This is a genomic window from Vibrio ulleungensis (genome assembly GCF_016900875.1).
Classification (GTDB): domain Bacteria; phylum Pseudomonadota; class Gammaproteobacteria; order Enterobacterales; family Vibrionaceae; genus Vibrio; species Vibrio ulleungensis.
This window is the reverse complement of the sequence record NZ_JAFEUM010000002.1, coordinates 126945-146135: the sequence shown is the minus strand read 5'-3', so window position 1 is coordinate 146135 and position 19191 is coordinate 126945. Positions and strand designations below refer to the sequence as shown.

The window sequence follows — 19191 nt, the reverse complement described above, 5'->3', positions numbered from 1 at the left end:
CGCGCGTGTCATCCCCCACATTTGAACAAAACTCCCCGAAGAGCCTAAGAAAAGCCTTGTCTCAATGCATGATCCGAGACCGCTTTCGCTTGTCCAAGCGAATTCAAGGAGAACAAAGAGTTAAAGCAGAGGAGTCAAGAAACGCTGTTTATGACCAGATAGCGCTCGATATTGCTCGTTCAATGAGTGAGGTGCAATCGCGCCTTAATGCTAAGCCTGTTATTGACTATCCACAGGACTTGCCAGTCAGTCAAAAGCGCGACGACATTGCCAAAGCCATTGAAGAGAATCAAGTTGTGATTGTGGCAGGCGAAACAGGGTCGGGGAAAACCACACAGCTACCAAAGATTTGTGCAGAGCTTGGCAGAGGCAAGTATGGTTTAATTGGCCATACTCAGCCAAGACGTTTAGCCGCTCGCTCCGTTGCAAACCGCATTGCAGAAGAAATGCATACACCGCTTGGCGAGTTTGTTGGCTATAAAGTTCGTTTTAACGATCAAGTCTCGGACAAAACTCAGGTCAAGCTTATGACTGACGGTATTTTGTTGGCCGAGATTCAACATGATCGATTCTTAAATCAGTATGACACTATCATTATCGATGAAGCGCACGAACGAAGCTTAAACATCGACTTTATCTTGGGTTATCTTCGCAACTTGCTGCCTAAGAGACCGGATCTCAAAGTCATTATTACTTCCGCAACAATCGACCCGGAGCGCTTTTCAAAACACTTTAATAATGCACCGATCATTGAAGTGTCGGGGCGCACCTACCCAGTAGAAACTCGATATCGTCCACTTAATGGTGAGGATGAGTCAGAGCGAGACGTGCTAGAAGGCATTAATGACGCCGTCGAAGAGCTATGCCTGGAAGGTCAAGGCGACATTCTCGTGTTTTTGAATGGTGAACGAGAAATCAGAGATACAGCAGAATCGCTTAATCGATTGAAACTTAGAGCCACCGAAGTGGTGCCCCTCTATGCGCGCTTATCATCGGCTGAACAAAACCGAGTATTTCAATCACATGCTGGTCGACGAATCATACTCAGTACTAACGTTGCCGAAACCAGTCTAACAGTACCCGGCATCAAGTATGTTGTTGATCCAGGTACCGCACGTATTAGTCGCTACTCCTATCGCACCAAAGTGCAGCGATTACCGATTGAGGCTGTGTCACAAGCCAGCGCTAACCAGCGGAAAGGGCGTTGCGGACGAGTGAGCGAAGGTATTTGCATTCGCTTGTACTCAGAAGAGGATTTCCTAAGCCGCCCTGAGTTTACAGACCCAGAAATTTTAAGAACCAATCTCGCCTCAGTTATCTTACAAATGACGGCTTTGGGGTTAGGTGATATTCAAGCATTTCCGTTTGTTGAAGCGCCCGATAAACGCAATATTTCTGACGGTGTAAGACTACTGGACGAGTTAGGCGCATTACAAAAAAGTGATAGTAGTGGTGTCCATCGTCTAACCAAAATTGGTCGACAGCTTGCTCGCTTACCTATCGACCCTAGACTGGCGAGAATGGTATTGGCGGCACCAGCATTGGGTTGTTTGCATGAGATGATGGTGATCACGTCGGCATTGGCAATTCAAGATCCTCGTGAGCGTCCTTCAGACAAGCAGCAGTCAGCGGACGATAAACACCGACGCTTTGCTGACAAAGAGTCTGACTTTATCGCATTTGTTAACTTGTGGAATTATCTTAAAGAGCAGCAAAAGGCGCTTTCAGGTAATCAATTTAGAAAACAGTGCAAACAAGACTTTCTAAATTACCTACGTGTACGTGAATGGCAGGACGTTTACTTCCAAGTTTCCCAAGTGATGGGAGAGCTTGATTACAAACCCAACAAATCGCCTGCGGACAATCAAACGATCCACGCAGCGCTTCTTGTGGGCTTGTTGTCGCACATTGGTGTTAAAGACCAAGAAAAGAATGAATATCAGGGTGCTCGCAACGCTCGCTTTAATATTTTCCCAGCATCTGGACTGTTTAAAAAGCAGCCTAAATGGATAATTGCAGCAGAGTTGGTTGAAACATCGCGCTTATGGGGCCGCATTGTTGCCAAGATCCAACCAGAATGGATAGAGCCGGTTGCCGGGCATCTGATTAAACGTAGCCATAGCGAGCCACATTGGTCGAAAAAACGCGCTCAAGTGATGGCCTATGAAAAAGTAACGCTGTATGGCATCCCTATAGTTGCTAAACGTCTCGTGAGCTATGGCAACATAGATCCGGTTGTTTCTCGAGAAATCTTTATTCGCTCTGCACTAGTCGAAGGTGACTGGGACAATAAGCATCCGTTTTTTAAAGCCAATATGAAGCTCATCAAAGAAGTTGAAGAACTTGAGCATAAATCGCGCCGCCGTGACATATTGATTGACGACGAAGATCTCTATCTGTTTTACGATCAACGTATCGCCACTGATGTCGTCTCTGGCAAGCACTTTGATAGCTGGTGGAAAAAGACCCAGCAATCGTCACCCGAGCTGCTTAATTTTAAAAAACAAGCACTGTTCAAAGGTGATGCGTCTCATATTACCGATTTAGACTATCCTAACTTTTGGTATCAAGATGGCTTGAAACTCAAATTGAGCTATCAGTTTGAACCCGGTCAAGACAGTGATGGTGTAACGGTACATATCCCGCTGCCTATTCTTAATCAGGTCACGCAAGACGGCTTTGATTGGCAAATTCCAGGTCTTCGTGAAGAGTTGATCATTGCGTTGATAAAGTCTTTGCCAAAAACGCTAAGACGAAATTTTGTTCCTGCACCGAACTATGCACAAGCGTTTCTAGCGCGTATAGAACCGATGCAGATGCCGTTGTTAGATGCACTGGAAAAAGAACTGCGCCGCATGACTGGGGTGGAAGTTCTTCGTGAAGACTGGAAGTTGGATCAAGTTCCTGAGCATTTAAGAATTACCTATCGAGCTGTCGATCATCGCAATAGAAAGCTCAAAGAGCACACAGATATTTTTGAGTTAAAAGAGAGCTTAAAAGATAAAGTTCAGCAAACTTTGTCGAAAGTTGCCGACGATGATATTGAGCAACGCGATTTGCACACTTGGAGTTTTGGCGCGCTACCAGAAGTGTATCAACAAAAGCGTGGTGGTTTTAAAGTTAAAGCGTTTCCAGCGATTGTCGACGACAAAAACAGTGTTTCCATCAAACTTTATGAAACGCAAGCGGAGCAACAACAGGTTATGCAGCAAGGACAACGCCGATTATTGCTACTTAATGTCCCTTCGCCAATCAAATACTTGCATGCCAATTTGCCGAATAAATCAAAACTAGGGCTTTACTTTAATCCGTATGGAAAAGTTATGGATTTGATTGATGATTGTATTGCCTGCGGTGTGGATAAACTCATTGCAGAGCATGGAGGTTTGGTTTGGGAGTCGGAGTCTTTTGAGCGTCTAAAAGAAACGGTCCGAGGAGAGCTCGGCGATACTGTGGTTGAAATTGCACAACAGGTTGAAACCATTTTAACCATGGCGTTTGGGATCAATAAAAAGCTTAAGGGTAGGGTAGACCTGTCAATGGCATTTGCACTTTCTGACATTAAAGCGCAATTAGAAGGGCTAATTTACAAAGGATTTGCGACAGATTGTGGTTGGGAGAAGTTGCCTGATATTCTGCGATACATGAAGGCTCTAGAAAGGCGTTTAGAAAAACTCCCAATTGATCCAGCTAAAGATAGAATACACATGTTAAAGATAGAGTCGGTCAATACCGCATATAAAGAATTGCTTAACAAAATACCTAAGGGTATGGCAGTGCCTGAAGAGGCAAAAACTATCCGTTGGATGATCGAAGAGCTGCGGGTCAGCTATTTTGCACAGCAACTGGGTACGCCATTTCCAATTTCAGACAAACGTATTTATAACGCTATTTCGGAGTTGTAGCAAAATGTGCTGATTTTTAAATCACTTAGAACGACAACTATGAGTTGAGGTTACTAAGCTCTGGTTAGATGGCCAAAAATTTGCATAATACAGCTTAAAGCTCAAAGAGCGGCAATGTAGATTGCCGCATGGAATTATCCAAAAGGAAATATAATGAAAAAGACACTTCTTGCTCTTGCTCTAGTAGGTACTTCAACGTTCGCAATGGCAGACGCATGGCTTTACGGCGGCGCAAACATTGGTCAAGCTGGTTTTGATAGCGACAGTGCAACAACAACTGGCCTTCACATTGGTACTGGTATTCTTCCAATCATTGGTATTGAAGCAGGCTACCAAAATCACGGTAGTGCAGGCTTTTCTGACTTTGATGTAGATTCTTCATCGTCTTTGTACTTGGCTATTAAACCAAGCATCGATTTTGGTCCACTGCACGTCTATGGCCGTCTTGGCGCTCACACTTACGACCTAGCAGGTGCGACTGGCTTTAGTGACGAAGATGGCTATGACATCATGTATGGTGTTGGCGCTGAATACTTTGTGTTTTCTATGGTATCAATCGGTGCGGGCTACCAGAACTTCGCAATGGGCGATCGTAACGTAGATAGCTTTACTCTGAACGCGACAATTCATATTTTCTAATACGATTTCTCGACGTATAAAAAAGCCCCAAAAGGGGCTTTTTTTATTGCTTGTATGATTTAGAGCGCTTCGGTAAGGCGTTTAAATCGACCGTTTTGTTTCAGCAGGAACCTAAAGTCACCTTGCTCTACGATCCGTCCAGACTCCATCATTACTATAGTGTCCATGGTATGCAGGTTGGACAGTCTATGGGTAATGAACAACGCCGTTTTGTTCTTACAATGCTCGGTAATAAGATCAAGCATTTTCTTTTCCGTTGTTTTATCAAGTCCTTCAGTTGCTTCATCTAAAATCACCAGTTTACCAGTGTGAAGAAGCATCCTTGCCAGTCCAATACGACGTTTTTCGCCGCCAGATAACTGGCGTCCACCGTCGCCAAGCCACTGTTCTAGGCCAGTGTCATCGAGTAAATGCGATAGCTCTACCTTGTGTAATGCGTCGGCGAGTTGCTCGTCATCAGCTTTGTTGTTGGCAATAGTGAGATTGTTTCGCAAACTATCATTCAGAATGTCAACACGCTGGCTCACGACAGAGGTTGACGCTCTTAGCACGTCTTCTGGGATTTGACGCAGCGACACACCATTAAAAACTATCTCTCCGGAATCGCAATCCCAGCTGCGAGTGAGCAGTTGTGCCAGTGTTGACTTGCCACAGCCTGTTTTACCCAATAACGCAGTTTTACTGCCCGCAGGCAACGTTAAATCAATCTGCTGGAGAACAGGGCGCTCTGAATACTGAAAACTTACGTTGTCGATTTGAACATCCAGCGACTGAGAAGACAGCGGTTGAGCCTGTGCGCCATCATCCAAAAACGTCACTTCTGGGGATGCTTCCGTTATTTGATTCAATCTCTTCGCTGAAGTGAGAGTTTGACCTAAAAACTGAAATGCCCCCGCTATAGGGATTAGCAGTTCCATGCTAGACAGTGCGGCAAACACTATCAAAGCGGTAATTGGAGTTGCAGGCTCCCCGTGATAGCCATTTAATCCCAAATAGAGGATACCCAGTAAGGTAACGCCATTTACCAACATGAGTAACGAGCTCGCTAAGGCACTGATTCGAGCATGATAGAACTGGTGTTCAATAAGCTTGCTTTGCTGCTGAATAAATTGCTTATAGCGTTTGTTTTCGCCGCCATAAATCAGAAGTTCAGAGTGCGCACTAATATAATCGATCAGTGTCGTTCGGAGTGTCGCTTTGGTTAGAGTGAGTTGTTCACCATTGTGCTTTCCCAGTTTATAGAATAAGGGAGGCCAAATAACCATGACCGCAATAAGCGTCGTCCCTAGCCAAAGTCCAGAGGCTGTATCAAACCAGGCTACGATGAGTGACAGCAATACAATACCGATAAGACTCTGTGCAATAGGGCTGACCAATCTTAGATAGATATGATCCATTGCTTCGACATCAGCCGTGATTCTGTTTAGTAAGTCAGCGTCACGAAGAGTGGCATTTTTTCGTGGAAATAGTGGGATCATGCGTTTGAAAAATCGAACACGAAGATCCGTTAGCAGTTTAAAGGTGGCATCATGCGTGATCACCCTCTCGCCCCAACGACCTGCAGTTCGACTTATTGCAAGTCCTCTAACCGCCGCACCAGGTAGCATGTAATTAAACGTTTGGCGAGCAATGGTTAAACCGGCAACTGCCGATGCAGATAGAAACCATCCTGATACAGTTAACAATCCAACAGAGGCGAGAAGCGTGAGCAATCCAATCAGCGAACCAATGGTTAGATGAAACCAATGCTTCTTATAGAGCTGGAAGTAAGGTTTAAGATCACCCATCTAAATTCTCCTTACCGTCTAATGACAAGTGCTGAGCGTCGTTTAGCATTCGATGAAATGCACCTTCTTGTTTAACCAGTTCGGCGTAAGAACCCTGTTCGACAATCTGGCCCTTTTCCATTACCAGTACGCGATCTACCGTGGAAAGCGCGGAGAGTTGGTGAGTGATCATGAGTGTTGTCTTATGCTGTGTCACCTGTGAAAGAGAATCAAAAATGAGCGCTTCACTGGTAGAGTCTAAGCTGGCGGTAGGCTCATCTATGATCCACAGTTGCCCTTGCTGGAGAATGGCGCGTGCTAGAGCAAGTCGCTGAGCTTGACCTACAGATAAGCCGCCCATTTGGTCTTCTATTTGATAATCTAAACCGAGCTCGTGAACAAATTCATCACTGTGTGACTGATGCAGTGCGTGTTGAATCTGCTGATCAGAGTAGGCATGGTCACCTAAATTAAGGTTTTCTAACAAGGTGCCATGTAGCAACATTGGATTTTGACCAACCCAACTGATACATTGATGCCAACTTGCCGATTGAATGGTTTTTAGTTCAATACCATTCACCTTTAAGCTGCCTTTGTATGGTAGAAAGCCGAGTATTGCATTGATTAAGCTCGTTTTACCTGCGCCACTGTGGCCAACGAGTGCAATACTTTCTCCTTGCTCTACTGTGACGTTAATAGGACCGACTAACTGAGTGCCATCTTGAGCGGTTACAATCAGGTCTTTTGCTTCGATCCGCAGTGAGTCGGTGGCTGGAATTGGTGTTGTCGACTGTGATTGATAAACAGCAATATTTAGGAACTCAACCAGTGATTCGGCTGCGCCAATGGCTTGTTGCTTTGCGTGATAATAAGCACCAAGATCGCGAAGTGGTTGGTAAAACTCAGGGGCAAGGATGAGTATGAATAAGCCGGTGAATAACGTCAGTGGCAAGCCATAGTTACCAAAATTGAGCTCACCAATAAATGAAAACCCAAAATACACCGCTGTTATAGCGATGGAAACTGAGGTAAAAAACTCTAGAACCGCCGAGGATAGAAAGGCAATTTTTAGCACGCTCATGGTGCGCTTGCGAAACACTTCGGATGCAGCGTTAAGCTGCTCAACTTGTTGATCAGCTTGATTAAACAGGCGTATGGTGGTTAATGCTTGTAAGCGGTCATAAAAGTGGCCTGACAACCGCTGCAACGCTTTAAAATTTTTGCGGTTTGCTTCAGCGGCTTTCTTGCCGACTAAAGCCATAAATAGTGGAACAAGAGGTGCGGTGAATAGGAAAATAACGCCAGCAGCCCAGTTTTGCGGAAATACCACAATCAGGATCATTAAAGGCACTGCGCCAGCCAAGGTCATTTGGGGAAGATACTTTGCAAAGTAATCTTGCATCTCTTCTACTTGCTCTAAAATAAGCGTTGCCCAAGCGCCAGCTTGCTTCTGTTGGATATACGCAGGACCGAGTTGACGAACCTTATCTAGCACAAGCTGTCTGATATACACTCTGATATGAGCACCAGCTTTAAACCCAGCGATTTCTTTCACATAGTTTGCCAACGAGCGCACAACGAGAGCAGCAACGAGACCAAAAATAGGAGAGGTCAGGTGCTCTAATGCGGTGGCTTCGATAATGGCTGAATGTAAAAGGGTCGCAATAAACGCCGCTTGAGCAATAATGGCGACGGTCGATACAAGCCCCATTGCTATTGATAGCATCATCCATTTCTGAGCTTGTTTAGATTGTAACTTTAACCAGTTACGAAGAGATTTTTGAGTGTGCTTGTCCATGCAGATTCCATACAATCTATGTGGCATAGATTGCTGACGTAATAATTAAGTGACAGGTTAATGAGTAGAGCGCCAGAATTAACTGACGCCCTGATTACTATTCAATACTGTCTAAGTAGCGCTCTGCATCGAGTGCGGCCATGCAGCCGCTTCCCGCTGAGGTAATGGCTTGTCGATAGGTATGATCCATCACATCACCTGCTGCGAACACACCAGCAATACTGGTTTGAGTCGCATTACCTTCCAGCCCAGATTGAACAACAATATAGTCGTTCTTCATCTCTAGTTGGCCATTGAAAATCTCGGTATTTGGATGATGGCCTATGGCAACAAATACACCCATAACGTCATGCTCAACAACCGATCCCGACTGAACATTTTTAAGCTTCATGCCAGTGACACCCATATCGTCGCCAACAACTTCTTCCAGTGTTTGGTCCAAATGCAGAACAATGTTGCCATTGTTGACTTTGTCCATTAGGCGTTTGATGAGGATCTTTTCTGCACGGAAGGTATCACGACGATGGACCAGATGAACTTCTGACGCAATGTTTGACAGATACAGTGCTTCTTCTACGGCGGTATTTCCTCCACCGATCACAGCAACCTTTTGGTTACGGTAAAAAAAGCCATCACAAGTCGCACAAGCAGACACGCCGCGACCTTTAAACGCTTCTTCGGACTCCAGTCCAATATACTTTGCTGATGCGCCTGTTGAAATAATCAATGCGTCACAGGTGTACGTAGCGTTATCACCTACTAAGGTAAAAGGTCTGTTTTTTAAATCAACAGTGTGAATATGATCAAACTGAATGTTGGTTTCGAATTTCTCGGCGTGCTTTTGCATGCGTTCCATAAGAGCAGGACCCGTTAGTCCTTCTGGATCGCCCGGCCAATTTTCAACTTCAGTTGTCGTGGTTAACTGACCACCTTGTTGCATTCCAGTCACAAGCAGTGGTGATAGGTTAGCGCGCGCAGCGTATACAGCAGCAGTGTAACCCGCTGGGCCTGATCCTAAAATGATCAATGGATTATGGATAACGTCAGCCATGAATTCTCCAATTAACAACGTTTTTGGCAGTGTATTGATTTTGTGCCACAGAAGATAGTAAAAGCAGTCAAAATGTTAAGTTGCGGCGATCACAACAAAAATCAATCCTGTTGATGCACCTTTTTTTCTGGTTCAGGATTATTGAGCAACTCGATGATAGGCTCTTTGTCGCCTAAAAATCGAGGTTGCGTATGAATGATATTGATGTCCAAAAATGCTTTTGTGCGGGCAAATATTTCTCGAAACCTTACATTATACCAATGTGTTGGGATTGGGGCTTTAACGCCCAAACAATGAGCATCAATTTTAATGTGATCAGCAATATAAAGTGCGCGATAGCAATGAAATGTTTGCGTCACGATAATCATTTCGTCTACGTCGAATATCGATTGAGCTCGTACGATAGAGTCGAGTGTTCTAAACCCTGCATAATCTAGAAAGATCACTGACTCAGGAATACCCGCTTTTAATAAATCTCGTTTCATTGTCCAAGGTTCGTTATACGAGCGGTGAGCATTGTCACCGCTCAATAAGAAGCCTTTGACCTTGCCTTGTTGATACAGCTCGATCGCTGACTCTATACGAAAGGTATAGTAAGGGTTGAGTGACTTACCGATGTACTTACTGGTTCCCAATACGAGTGCGACAGGCGCAAGCGGAGCATCAGCGACACTAGACACAATTTTATTTTTTGCTTTGTGAGCAATCCATTGGTCAACTCCGACAACAAAAGTAACTGCTAATACAGCAAGTACCAATCCACCGATAAGCAGCGAACGGACTGTGCGAGCGAGCCAAATGAGCAATGAACGAGGAGGTTTGCGCCTAATCACGTTACACCTGTCTATTTCGTTGCGCCCACACACCAATCACCAAAAAGCTTCCGCAGACAACACTCACTAACCAGTTTGAATTAAGCGTAGCGAGTTGCCGTGCAAGAAAAGGGGATAGGTGAACAATGAGCAGGCCGTAGCCAAAAGCGTTAATCAATACAAACGCGAGGGTACGGAGTACGAAATTGTGGCCACGCAACACACCGCGAACAATACGATTGATATCGTTGCCCGCTATCACGAGCGTGCAGGCAACGAGTGAAATCGCAATTTCCGACAAGTACGGTCTTAACAACTGCGCGAAACTATTGATTACATCCATGTACTGACGACCTAATAAGCGGTGCGCTTATAGCGGCGGTACACTGGTTGCCAAAAATGATTGTCTATGGCCGTGCGTATTGCGTCATCAGAGATCTTCAGTGCAACACCTTGTTCAATCGCTTTTTTGGCCACAGCAAATGCAATGGCTTTAGAGACAGTATGAATTTCTTCTAGTGGAGGTAGCAGCGCCCCCTGACCTTGAAGTGCAAGAGGAGAACAGTTCGCGAGAGCGCGACTTGACTCCATAAGCATTTCATCTGTTATCCGAGAAGATTCAACAGCCAATACGCCTAAGCCAATACCAGGGAATATATAACTGTTATTACACTGAGCAATTTCGAAGCGTTGACCTTTATAGACGACAGCTTCAAATGGACTACCGGTTGCGACTAACGCGTTTCCTTCTGTCCACTCGATTAAGTCTGCAGGGGTCGCTTCAACGCGACTGGTAGGATTAGACAGCGGGAAAATAATCGGCTGTGAACAATGTTGATACAGTGTTTTTACCACTTCTTCGCTAAATAGCCCTGGAGCACCAGACACACCAATCAGTACGGTTGGTTTGGCATTTTTAACGACTTCCAACAATCCATAACCGGCATCTTCTGACTGTTCCCAGTGTTTAGTGTTGCTAAATGGTTGAGCAAGGTTTTTCTGGAAGTCGAGAAGATTTGGCATACCTTGTTGCAATAAGCCCCAACGATCAACCATGTACACTTGACCACGTGCTTGTTGTTCGTCTAATCCTTCCGCGACCATTTGCGCAATTATAGCTTCCGCTATACCACAACCCGCAGAGCCCGCACCAACAAACGTGATGCGCTGGTCACGAAGCTGTGAACCTGCAGCCTTACAGGCCGCGATTAACGAGCCGACAGTAACTGCTGCGGTTCCTTGAATATCATCGTTAAAGCAGCAAACGCGATTCTTGTACTTGTTCAGAAGCGGCATGGCATTTTTTTGAGCGAAGTCTTCAAACTGAACCAATGCCTCTGGCCAACGACGCTGCACGGCTTGCATAAATTCATCGACAAACTCGTCATAGTCGTGCCCGCTGATTCGAGGATGACGCCAGCCCATATACATTGGATCGGCAAGACGTTGCGGGTTATTGGTACCCACATCTAAGACAATGGGTAGTGTATACGCTGGGCTGATACCACCACAGGCGGTATATAGTGCGAGCTTACCAATGGGGATCCCCATACCACCAATGCCTTGGTCTCCCAATCCAAGAATACGCTCGCCATCGGTCACCACAATCACTTTCACATTTTGATTGGCGGCATTATTGAGTAGGTCGTCAATCCGGTCGCGATTTGGATACGAGATAAATAGACCACGACCACGGCGATAGATATTAGAGAAATTTTCACACGCCGCACCTACCGTCGGGGTGTAGATAATGGGCATCATTTCACTGATATGGTTTTGAACCAAACGATAGAACAGAGTCTCATTGGTATCTTGTATATTTCTTAAATAGATATGTTTATCCATACTATTTTCGAAACTTTTATATTGCTGATAAGCCCGCTCTACTTGCTCCTCGATGGTTTCGGTTGCTTCAGGGAGCAAGCCTTCAAGATTGAAGAAACTGCGTTCGTCGGCTGAAAAAGCGCTGCCTTTATTGAGTAAAGGAGTACTTAACAGTGCGGATCCTGCAAAAGGAATGTATAGCGGGCGTTTGTCGTTTTTCATGGTCTAGGCAATCAGCAAATAGGTGCGCATAGTGTATTCATTTTTCACACTAAATTCAGTGATAAAATGCGTTAAACCGTAACTTTCTCTATTGGCCAGTGCAAAAAGGCCAATCTTATGAAAGATTGGCCTTTGAGTAATAGAGAATTATGAGATTAATCGACCAACTGGTACTGCGCTCTTAATACATCGATAATTTCTTGCTTAGGATTTTGGCTAATATGTACAGGGGAACCGGTAATTGTTTTAGCAATATCGGTGTAGGTTTTGGACAGTGTTGTCATAGTGTCTAATGGCAATAGGTTGTCTGCTGTCAAGGCTTCTCTTTCCGCCATGCGATCTTTGTTAAGCAAAATATCTGGATCAGGGAAATGATTGAGAAGAAACTGCCTAAACCCTTCCTTCGAATTTTCTACAATGTTCCCTTGCTGGTAAGCGTTATTATCCCAAATGCGAGATGAGTCTGGAGTGCCGACTTCATCCATGTATATCAACTTATCGTTGCCTGCAGCGTCTTTGACATAACCAAACTCAAATTTGGTGTCGACAAAAATCTGACCCAGTGGAGCCAATGCCTCAGAAATAACATTAAACCCTTCTTTCAGCAGGGCTTCATATGCATCAATGTCTTGAACTGTTTTAAAATTAAACGCTTCAAAGTTATCAACGATATTTTGACGGGTAATATTGACATCGTCGACTGCCGGAACACCAGGAATGCCTTCTAATATGCCTTTTGTTGACGGCGTTAATAGGTACTCTGGGAGCTGAGAGTCTTTAGTGAGACCTTCTGGGAGCGCGATACCACAAAACTCTCGTTCACCATTCTCGTAGGCGCGCCACATAGAGCCGGTTATATAACTACGGCATATAGCTTCTATTTTTATAGGCGTGGCCTTTTGAACAATCCAAACGAGTGGGTGAGGGACATCAAGGATATGACTATCGGCAAGACCTTTTTGCTTAAACAAGTCGAACCAATGATTTGAAATTGCGTTTAGTGCAGCACCTTTTCCTGGTACTCCTTTGAGCCCTTGCTCACCTTTCCAAATACAATCGAATGCAGAAATGCGGTCGCTGATCACCATAATCGCTAACGGAGCGTCCGCTGGCACATCATAGCCTTTTTCTTGAATCAATCGGCGACTGTCTTGTTCGGTTAACCAATAAACGGAGCGAACCTTACCGCTATGTACCGGTTTGTCAGTACGGATAGGCAAGTCATCGTTAACATCTAAAACTTGATCAGCTAAGTTCATTTTTTGGCGTTCCTTTAAGGGTAATACGGCTTCAACGAGCGCATAATACCAAAAAACACCTCTTGATCCAGCAATAAAGCAAACGTTTGCTTTAAGCGCTTGCTATGGCGCCTATTAATGCAGTTGCTGCGCGCTACTTACATCAACAAAATGCAATGCACAGTGATTGTCTTTGGCGAGCTGTGTTAGCTGTTGTTGAGAAATTGAATCGATCGCACTTGTTGCCACAATAGCTGAGGCATTTCCAGACAAAATCCCATCCATAATCACTTTTATCTGCTCATTATGGTCAGAGTTTTTGAGATACACCACTTTACTGCAGTCGACATTTCGTTGGCTTAACCATTTGAAATCAGGTTTTGGGCATTGGCCAGTAAATAGAATCCACTTACTTTGGCGAGAGGCTAGTGCAAGTTGACTCGCAATGTGATCGGCTGAGCGCTGCGACTTTGCTGGTGAGGAGGCAATAAACGAGTTACGCGGATTAACCGAAACGGAAAAAGAGTTTTCTGCGGCTGATGATTGTGTGTAATTCATAATACTGTCTCCCTGTACATACTGTATGGATTAACAGTAATTCGAGTGTGTTTGTTTTGCAAGCTTTTTTTGCGGTATTTTTGAGCTGTTATGACATGTGCTTGCTGTTGAGGTTAGAGACCGCAAGCTAAGCGAAAAGCTATAGGCACAAAAAAGCCCCCAAAATAGGGGGCTTAGAAAGAAGAGTTTTACTAGGCTACTTGTAGCTGAAGAGATATTTTCTGTAACCGTTTTTCATCAGAGTTAAACATGCGGATATCAAATTCTGCGTAGGGTAGGCAGCCATCGCATGAGTGATAGCGTTTGCCATCTGAATACTTAAGTGGGTTGACCGGCAGGAACTCTTTACACCAGTCGCAATTTTGTCTTTCCTTTTGCATACAGCCTCGACTAACTTGAAAACAAGTGAAGCATAACACAGTTTTTACATTTGTTACAGTGCTGTTAATGCCCAGTAATTAAACGTTACAATTAAGACCCATTGCCAAGCCTTTTACGAGCTTGCTCACCTTGTACACCTCGACTTACCGATACAGTACGTCCTTTTTTAAGCCCTTTTTCGTAATCTTCAGTGATGTTTTTCATTGCTTCATACAACTGCTTTTTGAACGTTTCTCTATCGATATTTTTAAATTCTTTATCAATATAGTTATTGATCTTGTTTTGAGAGTCGTCATCAGGCGCGATTACAGGGAGCTTTTCTAACGCACCTTCAATCCAGCCAGATAGAAATGAATTCACTCGTTTGGTTACTTCTGCATTACTGGTGCCAGTACCTTGGAAGCCATTGCGGAACTGTCCAGTCTGCTGGTTCATTTCCCGATAAACGATATCGAAAGCAAAGGCGGCAAATATGGCACGATCAGCTTCACCTATAAACTCAACACGTTTTAGGCCTTTATGGTTAACTAGCACGGCTTCAACGCCAAATCGAGTATTGATTCCACGGATTATGCGCAATATGGACTCACCGACTGAAGCGGGCAGCAAATGGGACGATTGGGTTTTTCCCATCTTAATAAACTCAATATCGTCCTTATCGAGACCATATTTGAGCATTAAGCTGTGCGCCATCTTGATTGCATTGGCGGCTTCGTTAACGTTGGCCGAATTACCTAATTCTAGGCACTTGGCAATTTTCTTCAACGCGCGTCGCTTGTCCATACTTATCCTCTTAATTTTAAGGGGGCATATGTTACCAAATTTCCTTGTGATCAATCAAAGAAAGCTTTGGATAATTACCGAGAAATAAGCATTTTACGAGTAGCTGTATAAATATACAGTCACCAGGAAATTGTGCGAAAGAGACAGTGAATAGGGTCAACGTGGATGTTACAGCAGATAAATGCGTATTATTTTAAAACAAAAAAGGCCGCATAAGCGGCCTTTAGAACTGGCTTGCAACTATATACCGAGTGAATCAAGAAGATCGTCAGTGACTACGTCGCTAACACTTTCGGTTTTGGTGTTTTTGCTTCGATTCTGTTCTTGGTCGAGAATATCATCTGGGTCGGTATCACCCTCAACCTCAAACTCTTCAAGTTGAATAAATTCGGTTTTATCCATAGCAAGTTCAAGGTAGAAGATGTTGTTTTGCTCTGTGGTAAAAGTGACTCGTCGAGCTTGTGGGCGGTCAAGATTAGTATCGACTGACAACAACACTTGCTTATTGAGAGACAGCATCTTAGGTTGATTCTGGGTAATGTTGGTTTGCAACTCTTTACGGATCTTGTTTGTGAAATCACCCACTAACTGGTTCATCAGTTCGCCAAGTACATCGCCAACTTCATCAGAGGTGTGCAAAATAGCAAGTTCTTCTTCAGGCATCCCCATATTACGCATGTAATTGGTGTAGATTTCTAGTGCCGCTTGCGAGGTAAAGTTAATCACTACCAGGCCCGAAAACCCACCGTCGAACAAAACGAAACAGCCAAAATCTGGCTTGAGACTCGTCTTGTTTATTTTTTGCACCATTGCCGAATAGTTTACTGGCGAACTGGTGGCTGAAGTGAGTACCCCTGATACCGACTGACACAGTTTCAGTAAAATATCCTCTGTAGTCACTACTTTATTCTTGCGCATTTAAATCGTCCTTATTTACTACCCCTTGGGTATACCGTACATGGTATTTTATATTTCAGAGATGACAAGTGTTTTTTAACCACTATTTGTTGAGAATGCGTGTTGAACTAAAAAACAGATAAGGTAAAGTGATTCGATATACTCATTTGAATTTTTATGCGGTTACATTCACTGTTCCCGCACAGAACAAAGGCAAGGAACGCAATGATACCAAGACTCGATACTCAAGCTTCTATCGATTCTAGCACTCTAGATTATTTGTCTCAGTTAGAGCAGCAAGGCTTTACCGGTGATATCGAAAAAAGTTACTCCAGTAGGTTAGCTGTCTCAACCGATAACAGTGTTTATCAACAGCTGCCGAGCGCCGTGTTGTTACCCCGCACTACAGACGACATCTCTTTAATCACTCGTCTTGCCAACACCACACCATTTAGTAATATCCGTTTTAGCGCACGAGGTGGTGGTACAGGAACCAACGGGCAATCGCTAACACCAGGGATTATTGTTGACTTGTCTCGGCACATGAACAAAGTCCTCGAGATCAACACCGAAGAGGGTTGGGTTCGCGTACAAACAGGCGTTATTAAAGACCAGTTGAATGATGCTGTTCGAGAAGCCGGATACTTTTTCTCGCCCGATTTATCGACCAGCAACCGTGCCACCATCGGTGGGATGATCAATACCGACGCTTCAGGGCAAGGGTCACTAAAGTATGGCAAGACGTCTGATCATGTTTTATCACTGCAGGCTGTTTTTGCCGATGGCTCCATGTTTGAAACAGATGGTTCTCAAGGTCTGCCTAAAGCCGACTCTTTTGCAGAGCAAGCGGTTACCATTTCCGAGGCGGTCTGCCGTGAGAACCGAGCGTTAATCATCGACAAATTTCCCGATCTAAATCGATTTTTAACCGGATATGATCTAAAGAATGCATTGACGGATACTGGTGAGTTCGATTTTACCCGAATTTTGTGTGGCGCCGAAGGCTCGCTAGCAATTTTGACGGAGGCGACACTCAATTTAACGCCTATTCCTAAAAAACGTGTACTGATTAATATTAAATACGACAGCTTTGATTCTGCATTGCGTCATGCTCCTTTTATGGTTGAGGCTAAGGCACTGTCGGTTGAAACCATCGATTCAAAAGTCCTGAACCTTGCCAAGCAAGATATCGTTTGGAATACAGTAAGTCAGTTAATCACCGATGTGCCTAATGCCGAGATGAAGGGCATTAATATGGTGGAGTTTGCCGGTGAATCAAGTGACGAAGTTAATGATGACGTTGCGCGTCTACTATCGCAGCTCGACATCAAGTTAAAGCAAGGCACAGACAGTATTATCGGTTATCAGGTGTGTGACAACGTCACTGATATTGGTAAGATTTATGGAATGCGTAAAAAAGCGGTTGGGCTGCTAGGTGCAACAAAAGGTGCAGCAAAACCAGTTGCGTTTGCCGAAGACACTTGTGTACCGCCAGAAAATCTCGCCGACTTCATTACCGAATTTAGGCAGCTTCTCGATAGCCACAATTTGTATTACGGAATGTTTGGCCATGTGGATGCAGGTGTGCTTCACGTGCGTCCTGCATTAGATATGTGCGACCCTGCTCAAGAAGCACTGATGCACCGTTTATCTGACGAGGTGGTTAAGCTTGTGTCGAAATACGGTGGTCTTATGTGGGGCGAGCACGGTAAAGGGTATCGTTCAGAATACGGTCCAGAGTTTTTTGGTGAGCAATTGTTTGAACAGCTTCGCCGAGTAAAAACTGCATTCGACCCACTCAACAAAATGAACCCTGGCAAAATATGCACACCACTTGATAGCAGCGATAGTTTGGTCAAAGTGAGTGACACTAAAAGAGGCTATTTTGATCGACAGATTCCGGTCAATGTACGAGACAGCTTTCACCAAGCGTTAGAGTGCAATGGTAATGGGTTGTGTTTTAACTACGATACATCATCGCCCATGTGCCCATCGATGAAAGTAACCTATGACCGTAAACACTCTCCAAAAGGACGAGCAGGTCTTGTTAGGGAATGGCTCAGACAGCTCAATGAACAAGGCATCGACATACTTGATCTAGAGAAACAAACGCTTGATCGCGCAACGCCGGTTAAAACCCTCATTGATAGAGTTAGGCACAGTTTGAACAAGCGACACCACAACGACTTTTCTCATGAAGTCTACGAGGCTATGAACGGTTGTCTTGCGTGTAAAGCCTGCGCCAGCCAATGTCCAATCAAGGTCGATGTGCCTAGCTTCCGCTCTCGGTTCTTAAATCTTTACCACTCGCGCTACCAGCGACCAGCTAAGGACTACCTAGTCGCCAATATTGAACACTTACTGCCGCTTATGGCGACATTGCCTAAAGTCGTAAACGGTGTGCTGTCTAGTCGTTGGGTGAATCAGTTAATCAAATCGACGGTCGGTTATGTCGATACTCCGCACTTGACCTATCCGACGCTTGCTACCCGGTTGTCCATGCTACCGTTGCCTGAGTTTAACTTGGCACAGTTGGCTAAATTAAGTCAGCAGCAAAAAGACAAACACGTGTTGATTGTACAGGATCCATTTACCAGTTATTACGACGGGCAAGTCGTTGAGGCGTTTGTTGAGTTGGCCATTAAACTGGGAATCACTCCCGTTGTCTTGCCATTTAAACCCAATGGTAAAGCACAACACATTAAAGGATTCTTAAAGCAATTTAGTAAAACTGCTCGTTCTACTGGAGAGTTTTTAGCCGAAGTTGCTGAGGTTGGCATTCCTATGGTAGGTGTTGATCCAGCGCTGGTACTTTGCTACCGCGATGAATATTCGGAAATAGAACAATCAAGCCATGAATGCTTCGATGTGTTGACCGCCCACGAGTGGCTATTACCTCGTTTAGAATCAGGACTCATTGATGCTCCTCAAGTAGAAGGATGTAAGCAGCCTTGGTATTTGTTGGCGCATTGCACAGAGAAGACGATGTTGCCAAACGCAGAGAAAGAGTGGGGCACGATATTCCAGCACTTCAACGCTTGTTTTAAAGCGGTACCCGTTGGGTGTTGTGGAATGGCGGGAACCTTTGGCCATGAGCAAGATAAATTAGAAATGTCTAAAGATATTTTTGCACTCAGTTGGGGGCCGACAATCGATAAACACGACTCAAACCGTATCATGGCAACGGGCTACTCATGTCGCAGCCAGGCGAAACGATTTGCAGAGGTCAAACCCCTACACCCAGTTGAGGTGCTCAACTCACTAAGCTAAGCACAAAAAAGCCAACGTTAACGTTGGCTTTTTTTATCCCATTGCGT

13 protein-coding genes are annotated in these 19191 nt (G+C 44.6%); 3 read left to right on the top strand and 10 right to left on the bottom strand.

Annotated elements, in window-relative coordinates:
• Nucleotides 1-5: 5 nt before the first annotated feature.
• On the top strand, nucleotides 6-3905 hold the full coding sequence (gene hrpA / locus JQC93_RS05610; protein WP_408068588.1) for an ATP-dependent RNA helicase HrpA: 3900 nt from the start codon (nucleotides 6-8) through the stop codon (nucleotides 3903-3905).
• A 153-nt stretch (nucleotides 3906-4058) separates the two neighbouring features.
• A complete protein-coding gene (locus JQC93_RS05605; RefSeq protein ID WP_205157498.1) occupies nucleotides 4059-4544 on the top strand; it encodes an outer membrane beta-barrel protein in 486 nt (161 codons plus the stop codon).
• Nucleotides 4545-4603: 59 nt separating this feature from the next.
• On the opposite strand, the gene cydC is transcribed toward JQC93_RS05605, so the two are convergent.
• The 10 genes from cydC to JQC93_RS05555 form a co-directional block, all read right to left on the bottom strand.
• A complete protein-coding gene (gene cydC / locus JQC93_RS05600; protein WP_205157497.1) occupies nucleotides 4604-6331 on the bottom strand; it encodes a heme ABC transporter ATP-binding protein/permease CydC in 1728 nt (575 codons plus the stop codon).
• Entirely contained in the window at nucleotides 6324-8108 is a 1785-nt protein-coding gene (cydD, locus tag JQC93_RS05595) for a heme ABC transporter permease/ATP-binding protein CydD (protein WP_205157496.1), read from the bottom strand. Before cydD ends, cydC begins: the two co-directional genes overlap by 8 nt.
• A 97-nt stretch (nucleotides 8109-8205) precedes the next feature.
• On the bottom strand, nucleotides 8206-9159 hold the full coding sequence (gene trxB, locus JQC93_RS05590) for a thioredoxin-disulfide reductase (protein WP_205157495.1): 954 nt from the start codon (nucleotides 9157-9159) through the stop codon (nucleotides 8206-8208).
• Nucleotides 9160-9260: 101 nt separating this feature from the next.
• Nucleotides 9261-9917 carry a SanA/YdcF family protein gene (locus JQC93_RS05585; protein WP_205158019.1) on the bottom strand — a complete coding sequence of 219 codons (657 nt, stop codon included), beginning with the start codon at nucleotides 9915-9917 and terminating at the stop codon, nucleotides 9261-9263.
• A gap of 76 nt (nucleotides 9918-9993) precedes the next feature.
• On the bottom strand, nucleotides 9994-10314 hold the full coding sequence (locus tag JQC93_RS05580; RefSeq protein ID WP_205157494.1) for a DUF3392 domain-containing protein: 321 nt from the start codon (nucleotides 10312-10314) through the stop codon (nucleotides 9994-9996).
• Between the two features lie 11 nt (nucleotides 10315-10325).
• Nucleotides 10326-12017, bottom strand: a complete 1692-nt coding sequence (locus JQC93_RS05575) for an NAD-dependent malic enzyme (RefSeq protein ID WP_205157493.1) — start codon at nucleotides 12015-12017, stop codon at nucleotides 10326-10328.
• A 155-nt stretch (nucleotides 12018-12172) separates the two neighbouring features.
• Nucleotides 12173-13276: a phosphoribosylaminoimidazolesuccinocarboxamide synthase gene (locus tag JQC93_RS05570; protein WP_205157492.1), complete on the bottom strand. Its 1104-nt coding sequence runs from the start codon at nucleotides 13274-13276 to the stop codon at nucleotides 12173-12175.
• A 114-nt stretch (nucleotides 13277-13390) separates the two neighbouring features.
• A complete protein-coding gene (locus JQC93_RS05565) occupies nucleotides 13391-13813 on the bottom strand; it encodes a hypothetical protein (RefSeq protein WP_205157491.1) in 423 nt (140 codons plus the stop codon).
• Between the two features lie 471 nt (nucleotides 13814-14284).
• Nucleotides 14285-14977, bottom strand: a complete 693-nt coding sequence (locus JQC93_RS05560) for a DUF7168 domain-containing protein (protein ID WP_084887919.1) — start codon at nucleotides 14975-14977, stop codon at nucleotides 14285-14287.
• 240 nt (nucleotides 14978-15217) lie between these two features.
• Entirely contained in the window at nucleotides 15218-15895 is a 678-nt protein-coding gene (locus JQC93_RS05555) for a DUF3334 family protein (protein WP_205157490.1), read from the bottom strand.
• Nucleotides 15896-16099: 204 nt separating this feature from the next.
• Here JQC93_RS05555 and ydiJ point away from each other — a divergent pair, with 204 nt between their 5' ends.
• Entirely contained in the window at nucleotides 16100-19144 is a 3045-nt protein-coding gene (gene ydiJ, locus JQC93_RS05550; RefSeq protein ID WP_205157489.1) for a D-2-hydroxyglutarate dehydrogenase YdiJ, read from the top strand.
• Nucleotides 19145-19191: the final 47 nt, after the last annotated feature.

Bases quoted from the DNA above. Each gene is read 5' to 3' on its own strand.
- cydC (WP_205157497.1), bottom strand. From the start codon at position 6,331: ATGGGTGATCTTAAACCTTACTTCCAGCTCTATAAGAAGCATTGGTTT.
- JQC93_RS05605 (WP_205157498.1), top strand. From the start codon at position 4,059: ATGAAAAAGACACTTCTTGCTCTTGCTCTAGTAGGTACTTCAACGTTC.
- JQC93_RS05570 (WP_205157492.1), bottom strand. From the start codon at position 13,276: ATGAACTTAGCTGATCAAGTTTTAGATGTTAACGATGACTTGCCTATC.
- ydiJ (WP_205157489.1), top strand. From the start codon at position 16,100: ATGATACCAAGACTCGATACTCAAGCTTCTATCGATTCTAGCACTCTA.
- JQC93_RS05575 (WP_205157493.1), bottom strand. From the start codon at position 12,017: ATGAAAAACGACAAACGCCCGCTATACATTCCTTTTGCAGGATCCGCA.
- JQC93_RS05560 (WP_084887919.1), bottom strand. From the start codon at position 14,977: ATGGACAAGCGACGCGCGTTGAAGAAAATTGCCAAGTGCCTAGAATTA.
- JQC93_RS05555 (WP_205157490.1), bottom strand. From the start codon at position 15,895: ATGCGCAAGAATAAAGTAGTGACTACAGAGGATATTTTACTGAAACTG.
- JQC93_RS05565 (WP_205157491.1), bottom strand. From the start codon at position 13,813: ATGAATTACACACAATCATCAGCCGCAGAAAACTCTTTTTCCGTTTCG.
- JQC93_RS05580 (WP_205157494.1), bottom strand. From the start codon at position 10,314: ATGGATGTAATCAATAGTTTCGCGCAGTTGTTAAGACCGTACTTGTCG.
- cydD (WP_205157496.1), bottom strand. From the start codon at position 8,108: ATGGACAAGCACACTCAAAAATCTCTTCGTAACTGGTTAAAGTTACAA.
- trxB (WP_205157495.1), bottom strand. From the start codon at position 9,159: ATGGCTGACGTTATCCATAATCCATTGATCATTTTAGGATCAGGCCCA.